Source organism: Rhodococcus sp. JS3073, assembly GCF_026810085.1.
Lineage (GTDB): Bacteria > Actinomycetota > Actinomycetes > Mycobacteriales > Mycobacteriaceae > Rhodococcus_F > Rhodococcus_F wratislaviensis.
Genome location: NZ_CP113952.1, coordinates 254,781 through 274,138 on the forward strand (window position 1 = coordinate 254,781; position 19,358 = coordinate 274,138).

Here is a 19,358-nt window from a genome sequence, read left to right on the forward strand (position 1 = left end):
CTATTTTTAAACTCTTCCGAAGGGTCAGGGCGTTGGCAATGCCGGCCTCTCGGGCCGGCATTGGAGATGCTCACAGGATTCACGTTTGGGATCTCTCCGCCCAATGCCCGTAGGCCCGCTGGGGTTCCGCAGAGCGACGACTTCCGGGGCCCCCGCTGCATGCGGAGGCCCTGGAGGCAGATGTACTGGAGCACGGGCCACGATTGCCCCGGGGACCAGGATTTCTCACCGCAGCCGAACTAGGTTGAGCCTGATTACCATCCGGCTCACATATCGCACGACGCCAGGTCAGGCGGTCACTCTGCTCAGGCTGTGTGCGTAGGCGAGGATCTCGCGGGCGGTTTTGATGTGGGCGTAGTCGACGTGCATGTCTTCGTAGCGGACGGCGGCGAGTCCTTGGGCTTCGGCGGCCTCGAAGGCCTCGATCATGCCCGAGTAGAACGCGGTTTCGGCGTCGGACGGGCTGAACACCTCGTTGGCGAGGGCGATGTGCGAGGGGTGGATCAATACCTGGCCGCGGAAGCCGAGTTCGCGGTTGCGTTCGGAGAAGTTCCGCGCCCCGTCGTGGTCGGTGAGGTCCTGCCACACCCCGACCAACGGGAATTCGAGACCGTTGGCGCGGGCGGCGAGCAGGGCCCGGCTGCGCAGATACAGGGTCTCCTCCCCGGACGGGGTGAACTGGAACCCGACAGACCTGGACACGTCCGCGTCGCGGGCGGTCCCGGCGAACAGGGTCGCCACCCGAGGCGAGGCGACGGCGATCTTCTCGCAGTTCGCATACGCCTCCGCAGTCTCGAGGCAGCAGATGAACTCGAGTTTGCCGGCGTCGACGCCGTTGGCCCGTTCGAAATGGGTGACCAGGGCATCGAACCGGACGATATCTTGGGGCCCATAGGTTTTCGGCAGCACGAAGCCGTCGAGTCCGGGGACGGCGACAGCGGCGATGTCGTCGCCGGTGATCCCGGTGTCCAGTGCGTTCAGCCGCACGTACAGTCCGACATCCGCCCCGGCGTCCCGTAGTTGCGCGATGGTCCGGGCGGTCACTGCGCGTCCCTGGTCCTTCAGGTGCTCGGGTACAGAGTCCTCGAGATCGAGGATCAGGCCGTCGGCACCGGCGGCAATAGCCTTCTCGGCCCACCCCTCCCGATGCCCGGGCACGAACAACAACGAACGAAGCGGTCTCATGGCTTTCTCCCAATATGTGTGAAATCTTGCGTCAAGACTCGTGATTGCGGCCGCACACCGCTGATTGCGGCAGTCGGTTTCATGCTCGCGAACTCCGTCCGGATGGCGTCGGTGTCGGCGCCCAACTCCGGGACCCGGCCCGCTGCCACCGTCCACCCCTGCGCAAGGGCGGGCGGCACCAGGGCAGGGACCGGGCCGGCCGGGGTGTCGACGTTGCGCCAGCGGCCGCGGACAGACAGTTGCGGATGCTCGGCGAGGCCCTGGACCCCGTTGAGTCGGGCGTTGCCGATCCCGGCCGCATCGGCGGCCTGCTGGATCTCGGCCAGGGTGCGCTGCGCGCACCAGGCGGCGACGATCGCGTCGAGTGCGGTGCGCTCCCGGACGCGGTCGTCGTTGCGGGCGTACCGCGGGTCGTCGGCGAGGTCCGGGCGGCCCAGAAGGTCGGCGGCCAGGCGCCGCCATTCCCGGTCGCTGGTGGTGCCGAGCACCGCGGTCAGGCCGTCTGCGGTCGGGTAGGCCCCGTAGGGGGCGACCATCGGCGAGCCCATGCCGACCGGCTCGGGTTCGGCACCGCCGTGGATCACCTGGTTGAGGGCGAAACCCATCATCTCGGCGACCACGTCGAGCATCGCGATCGGGATGACCGCGCCGCGCCCGGTCCGCTCCCGCTCGTACAGCGCGGCCAGGATGGCCGAGTACGCATACAGTGCGGTGCCGATGTCGGCGATCGGAATCCCCGGTTTGGCCGGTTGCCCGGGCAGGCCGGTGATGGTGCAGGACCCGGCCTCGGCCTGGATGAGCAGGTCGTAGGCTCGTTTGTGATCGAGCGGTCCGCCGCGCCCGTACCCGGAAATGTCGACGATGATCAGGCGTGGGTACCGCCGGGCCAGCTCGTCCACGCCGAGACCGAGCCGGTCCAACGCACCGGGGGCGAGGTTGCTGACGATCACGTCGGCCCGTTCGAGCAACTCGTGCAGCAGGTCGTGGTCGGCGGGCGCCGTCAGGTCCAGCGCCGCTGACTCTTTGCCGTGGTTGAGCCACACGAAGTGCGCGGCCAACCCGCGCACCGCCCGGTCGTAGTGCCGGGTCGAGTCCCCGACCCCGGGTTGCTCGATCTTGATGACCCGGGCGCCCAAGTCGGCCAGGTGCCGGGTGCACAGCGGTGCGGCGATGGCCTGCTCGAGGCCCAGCACGGTGATCCCGTCCAACGGCCCGCTCATGTGAACCTCGGCTCACGTTTGTCGCGGTGCGAGGCAATACCTTCGGTCACGTCCGGGCCGCCGAAGCCGTAGAATTCGAGGCCCAGGGAGGCGTCGAAGAGCGGCATCGCCTGCCGGTACCAGTTGTTCAGGGCGTGCTTGGTGAACCGCAGCGCGCTGCGGGATCCGCGTGCCAGGTTCTCGGCAATGCCCAGGGCGCGGTCCTGCACGGCGTCGTCGTCCACACACACCGAGACCATCCCGATCCGTTCGGCCTCCTCGCCGGTGAGGACCTCGTTGGTGAGCAGGTGATACTTCGCCTTGGCCATCCCGCACAGCAGCGGCCAGCAGATGGCGGCGTGATCGCCGGCGGCCACCCCGATCCGCACGTGCCCGTCGACGATCTTCGCCCGCCGACCGGCCACCGACACATCCGCCAGCAGGGCGGCGACCAGTCCGGCCCCGACGGCGGGCCCGTTGATCGCGGAGACGATCGGTACCGGGCATTCGATGATGTTGCGGACCAGATCGCGGGCCTCGTGCATCACACGGGTGCGGGTATCCCGGTCCTTGACCATCGCGTCGATGAGGTCGAAGCTGCCGCCGGCGGAGAAGGCGCGGTCGCCGGCGCCGCGGATCAGCACCGCACGCACCGACTCGTCCCGGGCGATCGCCGCCCACACATCCGCCAGCTCGCGGTGCATGTCCGCACCGACCGCATGCAGATCCGGCCCGTCGAGCACGATCCGCAACAACCCATCCGACGGACGATCGATCGCCAACGTCGGGAACTCGTCATACGTCTTCACTGCTGTACCCCTACTTCCTCGAGAAGATTGTTCGGCTGGAGGTTGGGAGCCGCCCACGCGTCGAGCAGGTCGGCGGCCGCGACCTGTTCGGTTCGCGGCACCGATGGTCCGCGGGCGGGCGTCCGGCTCAGCCGCGGCGCCGGCGCCGGCTGCAGTACCCCACCGACTCGCTGGTATAGGCCGCGTTCGGCGTTGTGCGGGTCCTCGGCCGCCTCGTCGAAGCTCAGTACCGGGCTCACGCAGGCGTCGGTGCCGGCGTAGGTGGACTCCCACTCGTCCCGCGTTCGCCCGGCGATCGCCGTGGCGATGAACTCCCGCAAGTGTGGCCACCGCGTGCGGTCGTTCTGGTCGGGCCAGTGGGCAGTCTCGACGCCGAGGCCGGTGAGGAACTCTTGGTAGAAGTCGGGTTCGAGCGCGCCGACCGCGAGGTAGCGGCCGTCCGCGCATCGGTAGGTGTCGTAGAACGGTGCTCCGGAGTCGATCCAGTTGGTGCCCGGCTCATCGGCGAACAGTCCCGCCGCCCTCAGACCCTGCAGCTTGGCGGTCAGCAGGGCTACACCATCGACCATGGCGACGTCGACGGTCTGCCCGTGCCCGGACTTCGTCGCCTCCAGTAGCGCGCAGACGATCCCGAACGCCCCGATGGCTCCGCCGCCCGCGTAGTCGCCGAGGAGGTTGACCGGTGGCCGTGGCCGCTCCCCGTTTCCAGCCAGTGCGTGCAGCGCACCCGACTGGGCGACATAGTTGATGTCGTGTCCCGCCTCGTGCGCTCGCGACCCGCTCTGCCCGTAGCCGGTCAATCGCGCGTAGACGATCGCCGGGTTGTGGCCGAGCACCACCTCCGGTCCCAGACCCAATCGCTCGGCCACGCCAGGGCGGTAGCCCTCGACGAAGACGTCCGCGGCCGCAGCGAGCCGCAGTACCGTCTGAACGCCGCGCGGGTCTTTGAGGTCGAGCGCCACGGTCTCCACGCCGCGGTTGACCACGTCATGCTCGTCCCGCAGACCGTCGGTCTGGCTCAGTGAACGCGCCGAGCGGTGCGTCGGCCGCGCCACACGCACCACCTGTGCACCCATGTCGGCCAACAACATCGACACATAGGGCACCGGGCCCATGCCGGACAACACCAGTACTCGGGATCCGCCGAGGGGTCCGCTCATATCGTTCACTCCCTGAGGTGTTCGTGGATGCCGCCGGACGCGGCTGAGTTCGCCGCGGCCGACGGCCGGCCCGCAGTCCCCTGTCGGATCAGCGGGACCTCGGGAGTCGGACATCAGTAGGAGCGGGGAAGCCCCAGCACCTGCTGCGAGATGTAGTTGCGGACCATTTCCTGCGAGAAGGGGGCGTTGCGCAGCAGCCGCACCTCACGCCACAGGCGCTCGATGTGGTACTCCTTCGCGTACGCGTAGCCGCCGAAGGTGGAGAAGGCCCGGTCGCAGGCCTCGAAGCCGGCCTCCGCACCGAGGTACTTGGCTGCGGCCGCCTCGGCGCCGCAGGGTTGCTTGGCGTCGAACAGGTCGGCCGCCTTCATGGCCATGCCTTCGGCGGCCTCGAGCCTGATCCACGAATCGGCCAGGGGATGTGCGACGGCCTGGTTCTTGCCGATCGGCCGGTCGAAAACGATGCGCTCGTTGGCGTAGTTCGTCGCCAGGTCGAGGGCGGCGCGGCCCAGGCCGATGCCCTCCATCGCGACGCAGATGCGCTCCGGGTTCAAGCCGTCGAGCAGGTAGTAGAAGCCCTTGTCGACCTCGCCGACCACCTCGTGGTCGGCGACCTCGAGGTTGTCGATGAACAGTTCGTTGGTGTCGATCGCGGCGCGGCCGAGCTTGTCGATCTCGCGGATCGTGATCCGTTCGGGGTCCATGTTGGCGAAGAACAGGGTCATGCCGTGCAGCGGCTTGTCGTCGCGTCGCGGTGAGGTGCGTGCGAGCAGAAGGATGCGCTGCGCGTTCTTGGCGTTGGTGATGAATACTTTCTGGCCGTTGATCACCCAGCCGCCGTTGATCTTGGTGGCCTTGGTCTTGATGCGGGAGGTGTCGACGCCGGCAGTGGGCTCGGTGACACCGAACGCCATGAGCATCTCGCCACTGGCGAGCTTCGGCAGGTACTCACGCTTCATCTCCTCCGAGCCGTAGCGCACGATCGGTGCCGGCGGGAAGACGTAGAAGTGGACTGCCGAGCCGCCGCTCATGCCGGCGCCCGACGCGGAGATCTCGCCCATCATCACGGCGGCCTCCTTGAGACCCAGGCCGATGCCGCCGTACTCTTCCGGGATCATCGCGCCCAGCCAGCCTCCGGCGGCGAAGGCCTTCACGAAGTCCCACGGGTACTCGTGCTTGTTGTCCTTGTCGAGCCAATAGTTGTTGTCGAATTTGCGTGCCAGCGCGCGGGTCGCCTCGCGAACGACTTCGACGTTGCTCTGGTCGGTCTCACTCATCGGTTGTCCTTTTCTATGAACCCGTGAATACGGGGATGTCTTCGAGTGGGGTGGCCGGGTCGAGTGATGACATGTCCCCGACCGGGTCTCCGAGGAACCGCGACCGGATGGCGCGGCGCATGATCTTGCCGTTCTTCGTCTTCGGCAGCGTCGCCACCGTGTGGACGGTCGGGGCGAAGGACTTACCGGCGTTCCGCAGCGCCGTGGCCTGCAGATCGTCGAGGTCGACGCCGTCGTCGCGTACTACGGCGAACGCGACGGCACGCTGACCACGCAGCTCGTCCGGTACCCCGATCACCGCGACCTCCACGATCCGCGGATCCCGCAGCAGCGCCGCCTCGATCTCCGCCGGACCTACCCGACGACCCGACAGTTTGATCGTGTCATCGGACCGCCCATGGATCCGCCACACCCCGGCCGCGTCGACGCTGGCGAGGTCACCATGCACCCACACGTCGTCCCACCGCTTCCAATACGTTTCGAGGTACCGGTCACGGTCCTGCCAGAATCCGTGGGTCATGCCCGGGAACGTGTTCCGGACGGCGAGCTCCCCCACCTCGCCGACTAGGGGCGCACCGTCCTCCCCGAGGACGACCGCATCGACACCGGGCAGCGCCCCGTTGAACGCGGCGGCGGCCGTGGGCAGGAACGGGTACCCGATGACGATGCCGCCGCCGACCTCGGTTCCGCCGCTGTAATTGATGATCGGCCGGCGCGTCCGCCCGACCTCCTGGAACAGCCACCACCACGTGGGCTCGTCCCACACTTCCCCGGTGGAAACGAACGAGCGCAGCGTGGGCATCTCGCGCACCGCTCTGTCGCCGCCCGCCATCAACGCGCGGGCCGCGGTCGGGGCGATGCCCTGAACGGTGACCCCGTTGCGTTCGACGATCTCCCACATCCGGTCCGCGGCCGGGTAGGTGGGCAGACCCTCGACCATCACGATGGTGGCACCGAGCTGCAAAGGCCCGGTCATCAACAGCGGGCCCACCAACCACCCGAGGTCGGTGACCCAGGAAACCACGTCGTCGGCATGGACATCGAACCCGTAGGCGAAGTCCACTGCGGCCTTCACCCCGAAACCGCCGTGCGAGTGCACAATCCCCTTCGGGCGACCCGTCGTACCGGACGTGTAGACGATGGTGAGCGGGTCGTTCGCCTCGGTCGCCGCCGTCTCCACCGGTGCCGGATTCGGGTCCAGATCGTCGAAATAGACATCGCGACCCTCGGCCATTGCGACATTGGTGCCGAGGTGGCGGAGGACGACGACGGTGCGGACCGACGGCGCCGATTCGAGCGCCTGATCCGCGGTCTCCTTCATCGGCACCGGCTTGCCGCGACGGGTCGTGCCGTCCGCGGTGATCAACATGACCGCCTCGGAGTCCTGCAGCCGGGTGGCCAGCGCGTCCGGCGCGTACCCGGAAAAGGTCGGCACCGAGATCGCGCCGATCATCGCGATCGCCAGAAACGCGACCACGGCCTCCGGGACCACGGGGACGAACAGCACCACCCGATCCCCGCGCGTGACGCCGAGCTGGGTCAGGTTCGCCGCGAACCGGCGCACCTCCCGATCCAGTTCGGCGTAGGTCAACGTCCGCCGTTGCCCGTTATCCCCCTCGTAAACCACCGCCGTCTTGTCCACGAGTTGACCGACAGCGTGCCGGTGCGCGCACAGGTTCGCGACATTGAGGTGCCCGCCGGTGAACCACCGCGGGAACGGTTTGCCGTCGGACTCGTCACGGACCCTCTCGAACGGCGCGTCGAAGGTGATCTCCAGATCGTCGACGACATTGCGCCAGAACCGTTCCGGGTCGGCAACCGCCGACCGGTTCAACTCGTCGATGTCCGCGTGACCCCAGCGCCGCATCGCCGTCAGCAACCGGCTGCGCGCGACTTCCGACTCACTCGGCACCCACGCGTACTGTGCGGTGTCATCCTGCTGACTCTTCGTCATACCCGCTCCTTCTCGAAACGCCTGCGACGGGTTAGGCGTTGACCGATTCGGTCGCGGTGCGCTTGAGCATCAACCCGGCGCGGCGGCACTCACACACGACCTCGTCGCGCTGGTTGATGCCGTAGTGCCGGAACTGGACCACGCCGGAGTCGTTGCGGCTCTTCGATTCCCGCTTGTCGATGATTTCGGTGCGCACCCGGATGGTGTCGCCGTGGAACACCGGCTTGGGGAACTTGACGTCCTCGTAGCCGAGGTTGCCCAACGTGGTGCCCTGCGTGGTCTCTGGCACCGAGATACCCGACACCAGGCCGAGGATGAACAGGCTGTTGACCAGACGCTGCCCGTAGATCGAGCCCCTGCTGTATTCCGCGTCCAGATGCAGCGGCGCCAGGTTCAACGTCATCGTGCTGAACAAGACGTTGTCCGTCTCAGTCACGGTGCGGCGGGTCGGGTGGTCGATGACCAAACCCGGCTCGAGCTCTTCAAAGTACATACCGGGCATGGGAAGTCCTTTCGATTCGGCGGTATCCGCCGGAACAAGCTCACGTAATATCGCATGTTACACAATATATGATGCGTGTCAATCGTGGCTCTACGGACAGCTGCGCATCGCGGACCTGGTGCGGTTGGGCCTGGCCCCCACCGGTTCGGCCGAAAAGGGTCGTCTTCGGTCACCCGCCGACCAGAGCCACCGGTACTCGGGCGACACTGTTCCGAGGCGAGGTCAGGCCCTTGCGCACACCGGAGGTGGTACATACGAAGGTCAGAATCGGCGGCACAACGACCCACCGAAATGCGGGCATCACAGAGCAACGTAAGTGGTATGGGCCCTATGATCCGCGTCGAAACCAGCGGTCGTCCGCCGGCGGTGATCCACAACTATCAGGCGACAGCGAGGACGCGGAGCAATAGGCGCGCCGAGCGGGGCCGAGACCGGCTTGGGGAAAGAAAGTACGTCAACTGCGCGGTTGCCGGCGCTGTCGACAATTACGGCGCTACTTGGCGGTGTCGTCGCTCCACATGCCCTGCTCTTCGAGCTTGGCGATCAGATGATCAGCGGTGGTGGCGATGTGCTTCTTCATCAGGGACCTGGCCGCGCGGGTGTTCCTTGTCCGCAAGGCCTCCACCAGCTGCGGATGTTCGTTCACGGTGGCGTCGACCTGCTGCTCGATCGTCGCGTAGAAACGGTTGGGGAGGTGCTTGACCACCGACCCCAGCAGCAGCGCCAGCCGGTGCGAATCGGCAGCAAGGTTGATCTGACGATGGAACTCGTGCCCCAGATCGGTGATCCGCTGGCTGTTACCAGCTGCGACGGCCTCTTTGTTCTCCGCCATGATCTGGTCGAGCCGTGCCAACTGCTCCGAGCTGATGCTTGCGGCCGCCCGTGCCGCAAGCTCGCCGGCGAGCTGGGCCTGCGCCCAGAACAGGTCGCGGATGTCTCGCCGGGTAAATGACGCGACAATGAACCCACGCCGAGGCACCATCTGCACAAAGCCCTCGCTTCGCAACAGCTGCATACCCTCCCGAACGGGGGTGTTGCTGACTCCGACCGCTTCGCAGATCGGCTCCATGCGCAGAAACTCACCGGGCTTGACCTCGCCCGAGAAGATCCGTTCGCGCACGTAGCTGGCTACCTGCTCAGGCAAACCCTGCTGCCGATTAGCGTTGCGCGCACCGTGCGCGCGTGCGTCCACCGTCATCTCGAGCTCCCAACCAGATCGTTTCGTCCAGCCGCACACTACTCCACTTCCCGCATGATATGCGATATCGACCCACACCCTTGTGTGAACGTCAGCACCACGAGAAGCGCCGTCCAATCGGGCGAAAGGGCAGCGCTCAACTCTCGAATGGCACTGCACCGACCCCATCAGGCTAGTCAGAGGACACCATGATGCGTAATATATGATCTTACTTTCCATGTCTGCCAGGCGAGCCGATGCAGCGGTCCCAGGATGGCGCATCCTTTCCAGAACGAGGTACTCGATGAGTCCGAAACCTTTGCAACACATCCGAATCCTCGAGATAGGTGGCTACATCGCCGCCCCATACAGCACCTCGATCCTGTGCGCACTGGGAGCCGAGGTCGTGAAAGTGGAGAAGCCGCAGGGCGGTGACGACTTTCGGCGTGACCTCGATCATCGCAGCCCCTACTTCGTCCAGTACAACGCCGGGAAGAAGAGCATCGCGGTGGACGTCAAACGCCCGGAGGGCGTGGATCTGGTTCGTGCCCTGCTGCCGAAGTTCGATGTCTTGATCGAAAACATCCGGCCGGGCAAACTCGCTGCACTCGGTTTGGGCCCCGGCCCTTGCCGTGATGTCAACCCAGACCTCGTGTACACCTCCGTCACGGGATTCGGCAGCGGCGGTCCTCTGGTTGATCGCGCCGCCTACGACACGATCGGACAAGCCCTCGGAGGGATGTACACCGTGATGGGCGACGCCGGCGAGCCGCAACTGTCGGGCACGTGCATCGCCGATCTGATCACCGGATTCGTCGGCGCAACCGGTATCCTCGCCGCGCTCGTCGCCAGGGCACAGACCGGGACGGCGGTGCGAATCGAAACCTCGATGCTCGAGGCGGTCAGTGCACTGACCGTCGACGCCCTCACCCAGATGTACGACGACGGGACCGATCCACACCGTCAATCACGACATCCCCAAGCCCAGAACTTCTGCCTCCCCACCGCCTCCGAGGGTGTGATCGCCATCCATCTGTCGTCCTCGCAGAAATTCTGGCGTTCACTCACCGACGCCATCGGACGCCCTGACCTACTCGACGACCCACGTTTCTCGGACTACCCATCCCGGGTACAGCACTACTCCGAACTGGTGTCCGTCGTGACGGCCGAGTTCCGCACCCGGACCGCGGAGCAGTGGGAAAAAATCCTTACCGACGCCGACGTCCCATTCGCACCCGTGCTCGGCATGTCCGAGTTTGCGACACACCCGCAAACCGAGTTCCTCGAACTCCTCCAACCGCAGGACGAGGGGCCGGCGCTGCTCCGCTCCCCCTGGCGATTCGACGGTGCACGCCCGAGCCGCACCGGGTCCACTCCTCGCGTGGGCGAACACACGCGCGCGGTTGCCGCTGAGGTGTATGACGAAACGACGATCGACACGTTGCTCCGCGACGGTGTGCTGTACGCGCCGTAGCCCCACCCGCGATCCCCCATGGTCCAAGACTCCGGAAGGCGACCTCCATGCCGCAGGCCCCCACGTCCACAAGACAACAACTCCCTGAGGAAGTCGCCACACACGTACGTGAGATGATTATTTCCGGGCAAGTGCGAGCCGGTGAATTCCTCCGAATCGAACCGCTGGCCAACGCCTTCGGAGTAAGCGCCACGCCCGTCCGAGAAGGACTCCTCACACTCCGCAGCGAAGGATTCGTCGAGACGGTCCCCCGACGGGGGTTCCTCGTACTTCCGTTTACCCGGCAAGACGTCCGCGATCTCTTCTGGGCACAGGCCCAGCTAGCAGGCGAACTGGCGTCGCGAGCCGCCAAGCGCATCACCCGTCACCAGATCGACGATCTGAGAATGAGTCTCGAAGAACATCAGGGAGCGATCACGCGAAGGGACGGCGACGAAATCGCCTCACGAGGCCACACCTTTCACCGCAAGATCAACATCGCCGCGGACTCACCCCGGCTCGCCCGACTGTTGGACTCGGTAGTCACGAACCTGCCAAACCGCCTGTACGCCGCCGTTGACGGTCACATTTCGACCACAGAGGTCGACCACCCTCTCCTACTCGACGCCCTGAGTAGACGCGCCTCCAACAAGGCCAGAGCTCTCATGGAAGCACACATCCTCGACGGAGCCGATCACTTGATCGCCGAACTCGAACTGCGTGGTCTCTGGGCGGGAACCGGAGCTCAAGTGATCTGATCCACGCGAGACGCCACTCCGCGATCTTTATCGCCTATGTTCTGTCTATCCCTCTGGATAACGTGCGGATTCCGGCGGTCGTCGCGACAGCGTTCGCCGTCCCGGCAGACTCGACCCGGACCCCGGCCCATCACCGAAAGGGTTGTCGGCTTCGCCTGAGGCGACGTGGTCGGGGTGACGGCGCACGCTTCAGCCCCATGTTGTGTCAGCCCCATCCGACTCCCCCAACACCTCATCCATACATCCCGCGCGTGCCCCCGCTTGGCCGGCCCGTGCCCGATGCCTGAGATAGGACACCTGGCAGCGAACCGGACCCTACCGGCACCTACATTCTCGGTACCAACCCGATCACAAAGGTCACGAATATCGACTATCTCGCCGCCAATGCTGCCGCTCATGGTCGACCGAATCTTGGCTCCGGAAGCCGACGCTTCCGGAGCCTCGACCTGCGGCTTGACAGGTCAGTTGTACGAACGCAGCAGCCCGCGGCTGATGATCTGTTTCTGAATGTCGCTGGTTCCCTCGCCGATGAGGAGGAACGGTGCCTCCCGCATGAGGCGTTCGATCTCGTATTCCTTGGAATAGCCGTAGCCGCCGTGGATCCGGAAGCTGTCCTGCGTGACCTCCGAGCAGAACTCGCTCGCCAGGTACTTGGCCATCCCGGCGGCGACGTCGTTGCGTTCGCCGGAGTCCTTGAGCCGCGCGGCATTGACCATCATCAGGTGTGCCGCCTCGACCTTGGTCGCCATCTCCGCGATCCGGAAGGCGATGGCCTGGTGTTCGGCGATCGGCGACCCGAACGTCTCCCGAGTCTTCGCATACTTCACGCCGAGTTCGAACGCGCGCTGGGCGATCCCGCACGCGCGGGCTGCGACGTTGACGCGGCCGACCTCGACGCCGTCCATCATCTGCCGGAAGCCGCGGCCCGGGTCGCCGCCGAGGATCGTGTCGGCCGCGGCCCGGTAGCCGCTGAACACCATCTCGGTGGTGTCGATGCCCTTGTAGCCCATCTTCTCGAGCTTCCCGGGGATCGTGAGCCCGGGCAGCACCTCACCGAACCCGGCGGGCTTCTCGATGAGGAACGCCGTGAGGTTGTCGTGCGGCTTCGCCGCACCCTCCTCGGTGCGGACCAGCACCGCCACCAGCGTCGACGACCCGCCGTTCGTCAGCCACATCTTCTGGCCGTCGATCACGTAGTTGCCGTCCGCTGCCCGGGCCGCCTTGGTCCGGATGGCGGCGACGTCGGAACCCAGTTCGGGCTCGGACATCGAGAACGCGCCGCGCAGCTCACCCGTCGCCATGCGCGGCAGGTAGTGAGCCTTCTGTTCGGGTGTGCCGTGATTGGCGATCATGTGCGCCACGATGAAATGGGTGTTGATCACCCCGGACACGCTCATCCAGCCCCGCGCGATCTCCTCGACGCACAGTGCATAGGTGAGGAGGGATTCCCCGATCCCGCCGTACTCCTCGGGGATCGTGAGCCCGAACAGGCCCATCTCCTTCATCTGCTCGACGATCGCCGTCGGGTACGTGTCGGAGTGTTCGAGCTCCTGCGCCTGCGGGATGATCGCCTTGTCCACGAACTCGCGTACCGCCGAGACGATCTCGCCCTGGGTGTCCGTGAGCCCGGCGGTCTGCGCCAGTCGTGTCATTATTCCACCTGTCCCGTATTCATCATTTCTCCGTGCTCTGCTCGGCGTGCACGTCGTTCAGACGGTCGCCCAACGCGGACCGCAGGACCGCACCCCGTGGGGACAGGGGCAACTCGTCGACGAAGACCACCTCGCGCACCTTCTTGTACGGCGGCACCGTGGCCGCCACGAACTCGATCAGTTCCTCGGCGGTGATGCGCGCCGTGGTTTCTGCCACCACGAAAGCGACGGGCATCTCCCCGACCCCGGGAACGGAGCGGCCGACCACCACGACGTCGAGAATGCCTCGTCGTGACAGCAACAGCTGTTCCAATTCGTGCGGATCGACGGTGTAGCCCTTGTAGAGGAGTGCGTCCTCAGGTCTGCCAACCATGTCGAATATCGAGTTCCATCTCGCCGGGAAATTTCATTGTTCGTGAATATGCCCGGACAATTCCTCCGGACACTGACACCTATTGAAGTACCTCGGGCCGCCGCGGTCAAAGACGCTGAAGGAAACCGACAGTTTCCCTCCTCCTATGCATCGGATCTGGCTTTTCCCAACGTTTTTCACCAATGCACCCGAATTTGACATGAACGTCGTGTTGTCGGATATTTCAGTCATGGCTGGACCGTGAAGTGAGTGACTAGAACTTCAAGATATCCAGCGACTGTCGTAGGTGGCGGCCTCGTCCGCGAAGCGAAGAAAGCGCTCTGAACCCATGTATGAAGCAGTGATCTGTGAACCTGTCCGCACCCCCGTCGGGGGATTCGGTGGCATGTACCGCGACGTCCCCGTCACCACCCTCGCGTCGACGGTGTTGAAGGGTCTGATCGAACGGACGTCGCTCACGTCCGACGACATCGACGACGTCATCTTCGGTCAGGGCTACGCCAACGGCGAGGCGGCGGCCATCGGCCGGATCGCTGCGCTCGACGCCGGCCTCGACGTCACCGTGCCCGGCATCCAGCTCGACCGCCGCTGCGGCTCCGGGCTCCAAGCGGTGATCTACGCGGCCATGCAGGTACAGACCGGGATGAGCGATCTGGTGATCGCGGGCGGCGCCGAGTCGATGAGCCAGACCGAGTTCTACAGCACCGGTATGCGCTGGGGCGTCAAGGGCGCCTCGGTGGAGTTCCACGACCGCTTGGCCAAGCCCCGCACCAACTCCGGTGGCGTGAACTTCCCCGTCGAGGGCGGCATGATCGAGACCGCGGAGAACCTGCGCCGGGAGTATTCGATCAGCCGCGAGGAGCAGGACGCGTACGCCGCCGAATCTCATGCGCGTGCGATCCGCGCTCAGGACGGCGGCCTGTTCGACGCCGAGACGATCCCGGTGACCGTGCCGGGCAAGCGCGGCAAGGCTGACGTCGTCGTGACCACCGACGAACACCCGCGCCGCGACGTCACGGCCGAGTCGTTGTCGGCGTTGCGGCCCATCCGATCACGCGTCGATCCGGAGGCGACCGTGACCGCAGGCAACGCGTGCGGTCAGAACGACGCGGCCGCCGCCGCGATCGTGACCACCCCCGAGAACGCGGAACGTCTGGGACTGCGGCCGTTCGCCCGGCTCGTCAGCTGGGGTGTCGCCGGCGTGGAGCCGAACCGGATGGGCATCGGCCCGGTCCCGGCCGTGGACAAGGCTCTCACCCGGGCGAAGCTCACCCTCAACGACATCGATCTCCTCGAGATCAACGAGGCGTTCGCAGCGCAGGTCCTGGCGTGCGCGCGGGAGTGGAAGTTCGACGAGTCCGACATGCGAGACCGGTTCAACGTCAACGGATCCGGCATCTCCCTCGGTCACCCCGTCGGCGCCACCGGCGGTCGCATTCTGGCCAATCTGCTCCGCGAACTGGACCGCCGCCAGGACCGCTACGGCATCGAGACGATGTGCATCGGCGGTGGGCAGGGCATCGCGGCCGTGTTCGAGAACGTCAACCTCTAGCCGCTTCCCGCCCGATAGACCTGGCGGCGATATTCCTTGATGTTCAACAGTCGAAAAAGCTGGTTGAACTGCTATTTTCAACCGCAGTCGCTGCGCATGTTTCTATGCAGCAATTGCCCGCAGATCCCGAGCGAGAGGATGCAAGTTATTCTGGCCGTCAAGGTCAACCCGGATCCGTGAGGTCTAGATCGAACGGCGAAGTACAGCCGACAAGTCTCTCCCCGCGGTTTCCGTAATCGGTGGACGATCAGGACAGCTCCAGTCCGGCGACCGAGCTCCCGCGCAACGACAACGGCGGCAGACCGGCTTGCCGTCGTCCACCCGATAGACCCGTAATCACGGTAGAGGCGTGGCATCGATAGTGCAGCTATACAATCGGGGGCCTTCACCTATTGTCAGAACGCTGCTTCGGGATGCATACGCGACCTTGAGAACAGTGAGACAGGTGCGTGCGCAGATAACGGTATCGACAATTATCGAGCGCCCAGGCATCAGCATGTCCTGCGCCCACTGCTGCGGGGTGCGCTCGGGTGCGGTCATGACGTCCTCCTCGGGGCCATCTTGACCGAACCCCCCGACAAGGCAAATCATCACGCCCCCTCCGCCTCGGGGAGATGCGGTCCAGAATCGACGACGCACGTGGACTACCGGGCCGGTGGGGTTCCTCGCCGCGGGTGAGTTTCCACCACCAGGACGGGCGTGTACGGGGAACCGGCGGGGCGATGAGCACGTCTGCCCAGTCGGGGGTTCGCCAGCAGGTAGGGGGCGCGACGCCCACGCCACTGGGCGGCGATGTCCTCGAGGCCTTCGATGCTCATCGGGGTGTCGAGGGCGGCCGCGGCTTGTTTGAGCCACGGCGCGAGATGGCGCTCGGCCTCTCGGGTGGTGCCGGTGCCGGCGAGCGCGTTCTCGAGGGTCAACCCAGTCAGGTCACGGCGGATCCGCCATCGCAATGCGGCCTGGTCCACGATCGGGGACCTCATGGTGGATCTGCTTCCGGAGAACCTGGGGGGTGCCGAACAACTCCGACCGTGGCCGCCGGTCGAGGGCGCACGCGTGGGCGCAGGCGTCTTCCAGCTCGTGGATCTCGCGCAGGGTGGGCCGCCGGCCTCCGGCGAGATGGGAGATCAAGCGGTTGCCCAGGTCTTCGGCGCGGACAAAGGCGTCCCGGCCGTGCCGGGACCGCAACGCGGCGGCGTTCTCCCAGTGGGCAGCGAGCTTCCGCTCCCGGCGCGCCGACCCGGACGCGGACGAGAGGAAGCGTGTCCGGGCCCGGCGTGCATGCTCGAAAACCTCGCCGTCCATCCGGGCACGCCGCTCGGGACCACACTCGGCCAGCGGTATCAACGCCGCTCGCAGCTGCTGCGCGGCGGCGACGTACGCCCCGAGTGAGACCGGGTCGGTGCGTGCGTTTCACTGGGGGTGGGCCGTTCGTCGTCACTACTGGGCCGGGGTGCGCCGCGGCCGGTGTGCAGCGAAAACCGCCACCGTTCCGATGACGGTGATGTCGACGGTCTCGAATGCGGCCGACAGTGCGGTACGCAGGCCGCCGGGGTCGTCGGCACTGTTGTCGAAGGCCTTGATCGGTCCGTTGTAGAGGGCGCAGAGGGCGCGGCCGAACAGGTTGTGCCGTACTCCGGTCCCGAGGATGGTGGAGCCGAAGAACACCCCGTCGTCGGCGACGACCCGGGCGATGTGCCCGAACGCCGTCCCCTTCTGCGCCCAGGTTCCGGGGACGCAGTGGAACACGAAGTTCGCTGCGACGGAATCGAATACCCCCACGGTGGGGTCGATGGGGGCGAGGATGCTGCCGGTGTGCACCGCGGGGGTGATGTTCCGGTCGGCGAGCCTTCCGGTGGTCATCGCCATCGTGTTGGTGTTGAGGTCCATCAGGGTGATCTCGGGCGCCGCGGTGGGGTAGGTGGCGTGGTGGAGGTACCAGCCGGTGCCGGGGCCGATGTCGAGGTGCCGGCCGCCGAGGTGGGTGTCGTAGTGGGTCAGGAGCCGTTCGCGGGGGCAGCGCCAGGCGTAGGTGTTGCTCCACTGCAGCACGAACGTGTCGTAGGCGGCCAGAACGATCGGGCTGTACTTCTTGGCGCCGTCCTGCTCCGCCTGCGTGACCTCAACTGCCATGTGTCCGTTTCCCCCTGATCGTCGATATGTGTAGCCAAGTTGGTCCCCCGCTGGGCCAGAGGCGATGGTAGCGGTCCCGCGCGTCCGCGTCGCCTGGGCACCTCTCTCCCATCTCCACTCCCCCAGTCGAGACCCACCCGTCTTGCGTCCCGATTCTGTTGCACAACAGCTCATTTAGCTGCTAAAGGCAACATTCGGTGCCCGGCAGGGATGAAAATTGATCAGTCGGTGCGACGGCGGCGGGATTTGGGGAGGTCGGTGCGTGCCCCTTGGCCGGGCCGGTTGTTCGCCCACTGGATGATGTCCGAGCGTTTCCACAGTGGGGTGCGGCCGATCTTCTCCACCGGCGCCGGCGCTTGCCCGCGGGTGACGTAGCCGCGGAACGTTGTGGCGGACAACTCGGTACCGGTTTCCGCCTTGATCAGCGCGAGGACCTGATCGGTGGTCAGTCGATGCGGGTTCGCCATCGTGGACGAGTGTCCTTTCGGGTCTTCCCCCGGTGGGTTGCCGGGGCGGTCGGTGCGGCCTCGTGGCCCCGCCCGGCGGGTACCGTGCGCAGGTCCATACTCATCAAACAATACAGCGATGCATTGCAAGGTGCGAAACCTGGAACAGATGCCGTCCGACAACCCTGCCGGGGCGGGCGGACACCGCGGGGCGAAACGGCGGTCCACCTCGACACCGTGAGGCCCGTGACCAGGATGGACGACACGTCCCCTTCGCTTCATACGCCTGCGACCGCAGAGGCTCTCACAGACACCACCGTCGTCCGCTAGCAGTGCTCGCACAGCGTGCACGGCTAGCAGTGCGTGCATTGCTAGCAACACCGGCAGCGCAATGCACGCGAGCAACGAGCGAGGCCATCGGGTTCACCGCGCCGGTTCCATCCGATGCACGAAGATCGGACGCCCGAGAACGCATCGCGTCAGAGCGTGCGGGCAGAGATCTCCAGGCCGGCACCTCGGAGTCGGTCGACGAGAACGTCGCCGAGGGCGGTGGCCGGGGTGAGGACGCCGGCCGTATCGGGGAGCCGGTCGCGGCCGAGGACCAGGCTCAGCGCGGATTCGCCGAGCATGACCGCGGTGGCCCGGTAGCCGGGATCCCCCTCCCCCGCCACGCGTGCCGTGTAGTGGGCGCCGGTCGTGGTGGTGGTGTAGATGTCCATGACGAAAAACCCGGCACGTTGGGTCTTTTCGCTGGGGCCCTGGCCGGGGGCCGGGAGGACGCGGTCGAGGAGATACCGGGTGGGCCGGACACCGAGCCCGAGGACGAGGCCACCGAGCACGGCGGCGACACCGCCCGCATAGAGCCGGGACAGCCGAGAGTGTCCGACGCTCATCACCTCCCTGTACCGGAAGGTGCGCCCGTACGCATAGCCGCGCAACGCATTGGTGCGGCGCACCACCCGGGTGTTGTAGGCGCCCATCACGAACGGTGCCGTCCACCCCCGCACCGATGGGGCGATATCGGCGCCGCGCACGATCGCGATGTCGGATTGGCGGCCGAGGTCGGGTTCGGCCGTGCGGTCGGGGCTCAGCGAGTACGGGGACGCGGCCAACCGGCGCAGCGCGGGGTCGGGGCGGGAGGCGTCGATCTGGGTGCGCAGCGAGTCGATGGTGCCGCCCGAGACGCCGCCGCGCAGCGACGCCACCAACGTGGTCTCCCCCAACTCCCCCGCACCGTCGGCCTGAACTTTCTGGTGCAGCACGTGCACGCCGAGGTCGGAGGGGATCGAGTCGTACCCGCAGGAGTGCACAATGCGCACCCCGCCGGCGCGGGCCTTGTCGTGGTGGGCGTCGATGCTGTCCCGGGCGAACAGCACCTCCCCGGTCAGATCGACGTAGTCGGTGCCGGCGGCGACGCAGGCGTTCACGAGTTCGGCCCCGTATTTCGCGTAGGGGCCCACCGTGGTCGCGACGACCCGGGTGCGGGCGGCCAACTCGACGAGCGCGATCCGGTCCTGGGAGTCGGCGATCAGGATCGGCCAGTGCGCGGCCCGCGGCCCGAGGGTGGTGCGGACCGCCTCGAGTTTGGTGCGGGTGCGTCCGGCGAGCGCGATCCGCACCCCGTCCGGGGCGGTGCGGGCGAGGTAGTCGGCGAGCAACCTGCCGACGAAGCCGGTGGCACCGTAGAGGACGAGATCGAGTTCGCGGTCGCTGTCGGTCATGGCCGCA

General features: G+C 66.4%; 18 protein-coding genes. 4 read left to right on the forward strand and 14 right to left on the reverse strand.

Annotated elements, in window-relative coordinates:
• Positions 1-288 precede the first annotated feature (288 nt).
• The 8 genes from OYT95_RS39230 to OYT95_RS39265 all read right to left on the reverse strand — a co-directional run bounded on the left by OYT95_RS39230 (position 289) and on the right by OYT95_RS39265 (position 9,284).
• The gene (locus OYT95_RS39230) at positions 289-1,185 is read right to left on the reverse strand and encodes an HpcH/HpaI aldolase/citrate lyase family protein (RefSeq protein WP_268792965.1); all 897 of its coding nucleotides are present in this window, start codon (positions 1,183-1,185) and stop codon (positions 289-291) included.
• A complete protein-coding gene (locus tag OYT95_RS39235) occupies positions 1,182-2,405 on the reverse strand; it encodes a CaiB/BaiF CoA transferase family protein (RefSeq protein WP_268792966.1) in 1,224 nt (407 codons plus the stop codon). The genes OYT95_RS39230 and OYT95_RS39235 overlap by 4 nt, the downstream gene beginning before the upstream one ends.
• Positions 2,402-3,193 (reverse strand): enoyl-CoA hydratase/isomerase family protein, encoded by a 792-nt coding sequence (locus OYT95_RS39240; protein WP_268792967.1) that lies wholly within the window; start codon positions 3,191-3,193, stop codon positions 2,402-2,404. The genes OYT95_RS39235 and OYT95_RS39240 overlap by 4 nt, the downstream gene beginning before the upstream one ends.
• Complete coding sequence (locus OYT95_RS39245; protein ID WP_268792968.1) at positions 3,190-4,353, reverse strand: CaiB/BaiF CoA transferase family protein; 1,164 nt, start codon at positions 4,351-4,353, stop codon at positions 3,190-3,192. The genes OYT95_RS39240 and OYT95_RS39245 overlap by 4 nt, the downstream gene beginning before the upstream one ends.
• Before the next feature lie 113 nt (positions 4,354-4,466).
• Entirely contained in the window at positions 4,467-5,630 is a 1,164-nt protein-coding gene (locus OYT95_RS39250; RefSeq protein WP_268792969.1) for an acyl-CoA dehydrogenase family protein, read from the reverse strand.
• A 13-nt stretch (positions 5,631-5,643) separates the two neighbouring features.
• On the reverse strand, positions 5,644-7,584 hold the full coding sequence (locus OYT95_RS39255; RefSeq protein ID WP_268792970.1) for an AMP-binding protein: 1,941 nt from the start codon (positions 7,582-7,584) through the stop codon (positions 5,644-5,646).
• 31 nt (positions 7,585-7,615) lie between these two features.
• The gene (locus tag OYT95_RS39260) at positions 7,616-8,086 is read right to left on the reverse strand and encodes a MaoC family dehydratase (RefSeq protein ID WP_268792971.1); all 471 of its coding nucleotides are present in this window, start codon (positions 8,084-8,086) and stop codon (positions 7,616-7,618) included.
• Positions 8,087-8,579: 493 nt separating this feature from the next.
• Positions 8,580-9,284, reverse strand: coding sequence for a GntR family transcriptional regulator (locus tag OYT95_RS39265; RefSeq protein WP_268792972.1), 705 nt, complete (start codon positions 9,282-9,284; stop codon positions 8,580-8,582).
• A 283-nt stretch (positions 9,285-9,567) separates the two neighbouring features.
• On the opposite strand from OYT95_RS39265, the gene OYT95_RS39270 reads away from it, so the two are divergent.
• Positions 9,568-10,737 (forward strand): CaiB/BaiF CoA transferase family protein, encoded by a 1,170-nt coding sequence (locus OYT95_RS39270; RefSeq protein ID WP_268792973.1) that lies wholly within the window; start codon positions 9,568-9,570, stop codon positions 10,735-10,737.
• Positions 10,738-10,784: 47 nt separating this feature from the next.
• Positions 10,785-11,474 (forward strand): GntR family transcriptional regulator, encoded by a 690-nt coding sequence (locus OYT95_RS39275; RefSeq protein WP_268792974.1) that lies wholly within the window; start codon positions 10,785-10,787, stop codon positions 11,472-11,474.
• Between the two features lie 461 nt (positions 11,475-11,935).
• Here the strand turns inward: OYT95_RS39275 and OYT95_RS39280 are convergent, their stop codons facing one another.
• Both OYT95_RS39280 and OYT95_RS39285 read right to left on the reverse strand, forming a co-directional pair.
• Positions 11,936-13,126 (reverse strand): acyl-CoA dehydrogenase family protein, encoded by a 1,191-nt coding sequence (locus tag OYT95_RS39280; protein WP_268789178.1) that lies wholly within the window; start codon positions 13,124-13,126, stop codon positions 11,936-11,938.
• Positions 13,127-13,148: 22 nt separating this feature from the next.
• Positions 13,149-13,499 (reverse strand): AMP-binding enzyme, encoded by a 351-nt coding sequence (locus OYT95_RS39285; RefSeq protein ID WP_268792975.1) that lies wholly within the window; start codon positions 13,497-13,499, stop codon positions 13,149-13,151.
• Between the two features lie 328 nt (positions 13,500-13,827).
• Here OYT95_RS39285 and OYT95_RS39290 point away from each other — a divergent pair, with 328 nt between their 5' ends.
• Positions 13,828-15,051 (forward strand): acetyl-CoA C-acetyltransferase, encoded by a 1,224-nt coding sequence (locus tag OYT95_RS39290; protein ID WP_268792976.1) that lies wholly within the window; start codon positions 13,828-13,830, stop codon positions 15,049-15,051.
• Positions 15,052-15,695: 644 nt separating this feature from the next.
• On the opposite strand, the gene OYT95_RS39295 is transcribed toward OYT95_RS39290, so the two are convergent.
• Positions 15,696-16,034 carry a hypothetical protein gene (locus OYT95_RS39295; RefSeq protein ID WP_268792977.1) on the reverse strand — a complete coding sequence of 113 codons (339 nt, stop codon included), beginning with the start codon at positions 16,032-16,034 and terminating at the stop codon, positions 15,696-15,698.
• Here OYT95_RS39295 and OYT95_RS39300 point away from each other — a divergent pair.
• Positions 16,033-16,443: a hypothetical protein gene (locus OYT95_RS39300; protein WP_268792978.1), complete on the forward strand. Its 411-nt coding sequence runs from the start codon at positions 16,033-16,035 to the stop codon at positions 16,441-16,443. The two genes, OYT95_RS39295 and OYT95_RS39300, sit on opposite strands and share 2 nt — an antisense overlap.
• A 48-nt stretch (positions 16,444-16,491) precedes the next feature.
• Here the strand turns inward: OYT95_RS39300 and OYT95_RS39305 are convergent, their stop codons facing one another.
• From OYT95_RS39305 to OYT95_RS39315, 3 genes are all read right to left on the reverse strand, one after another.
• Positions 16,492-17,184 (reverse strand): class I SAM-dependent methyltransferase, encoded by a 693-nt coding sequence (locus OYT95_RS39305; RefSeq protein ID WP_268792979.1) that lies wholly within the window; start codon positions 17,182-17,184, stop codon positions 16,492-16,494.
• 221 nt (positions 17,185-17,405) lie between these two features.
• Positions 17,406-17,651, reverse strand: a complete 246-nt coding sequence (locus tag OYT95_RS39310) for a helix-turn-helix transcriptional regulator (RefSeq protein ID WP_268792980.1) — start codon at positions 17,649-17,651, stop codon at positions 17,406-17,408.
• 458 nt (positions 17,652-18,109) lie between these two features.
• Positions 18,110-19,351 carry a saccharopine dehydrogenase family protein gene (locus tag OYT95_RS39315; protein WP_268792981.1) on the reverse strand — a complete coding sequence of 414 codons (1,242 nt, stop codon included), beginning with the start codon at positions 19,349-19,351 and terminating at the stop codon, positions 18,110-18,112.
• Between the last annotated feature and the right edge of the window lie 7 nt (positions 19,352-19,358).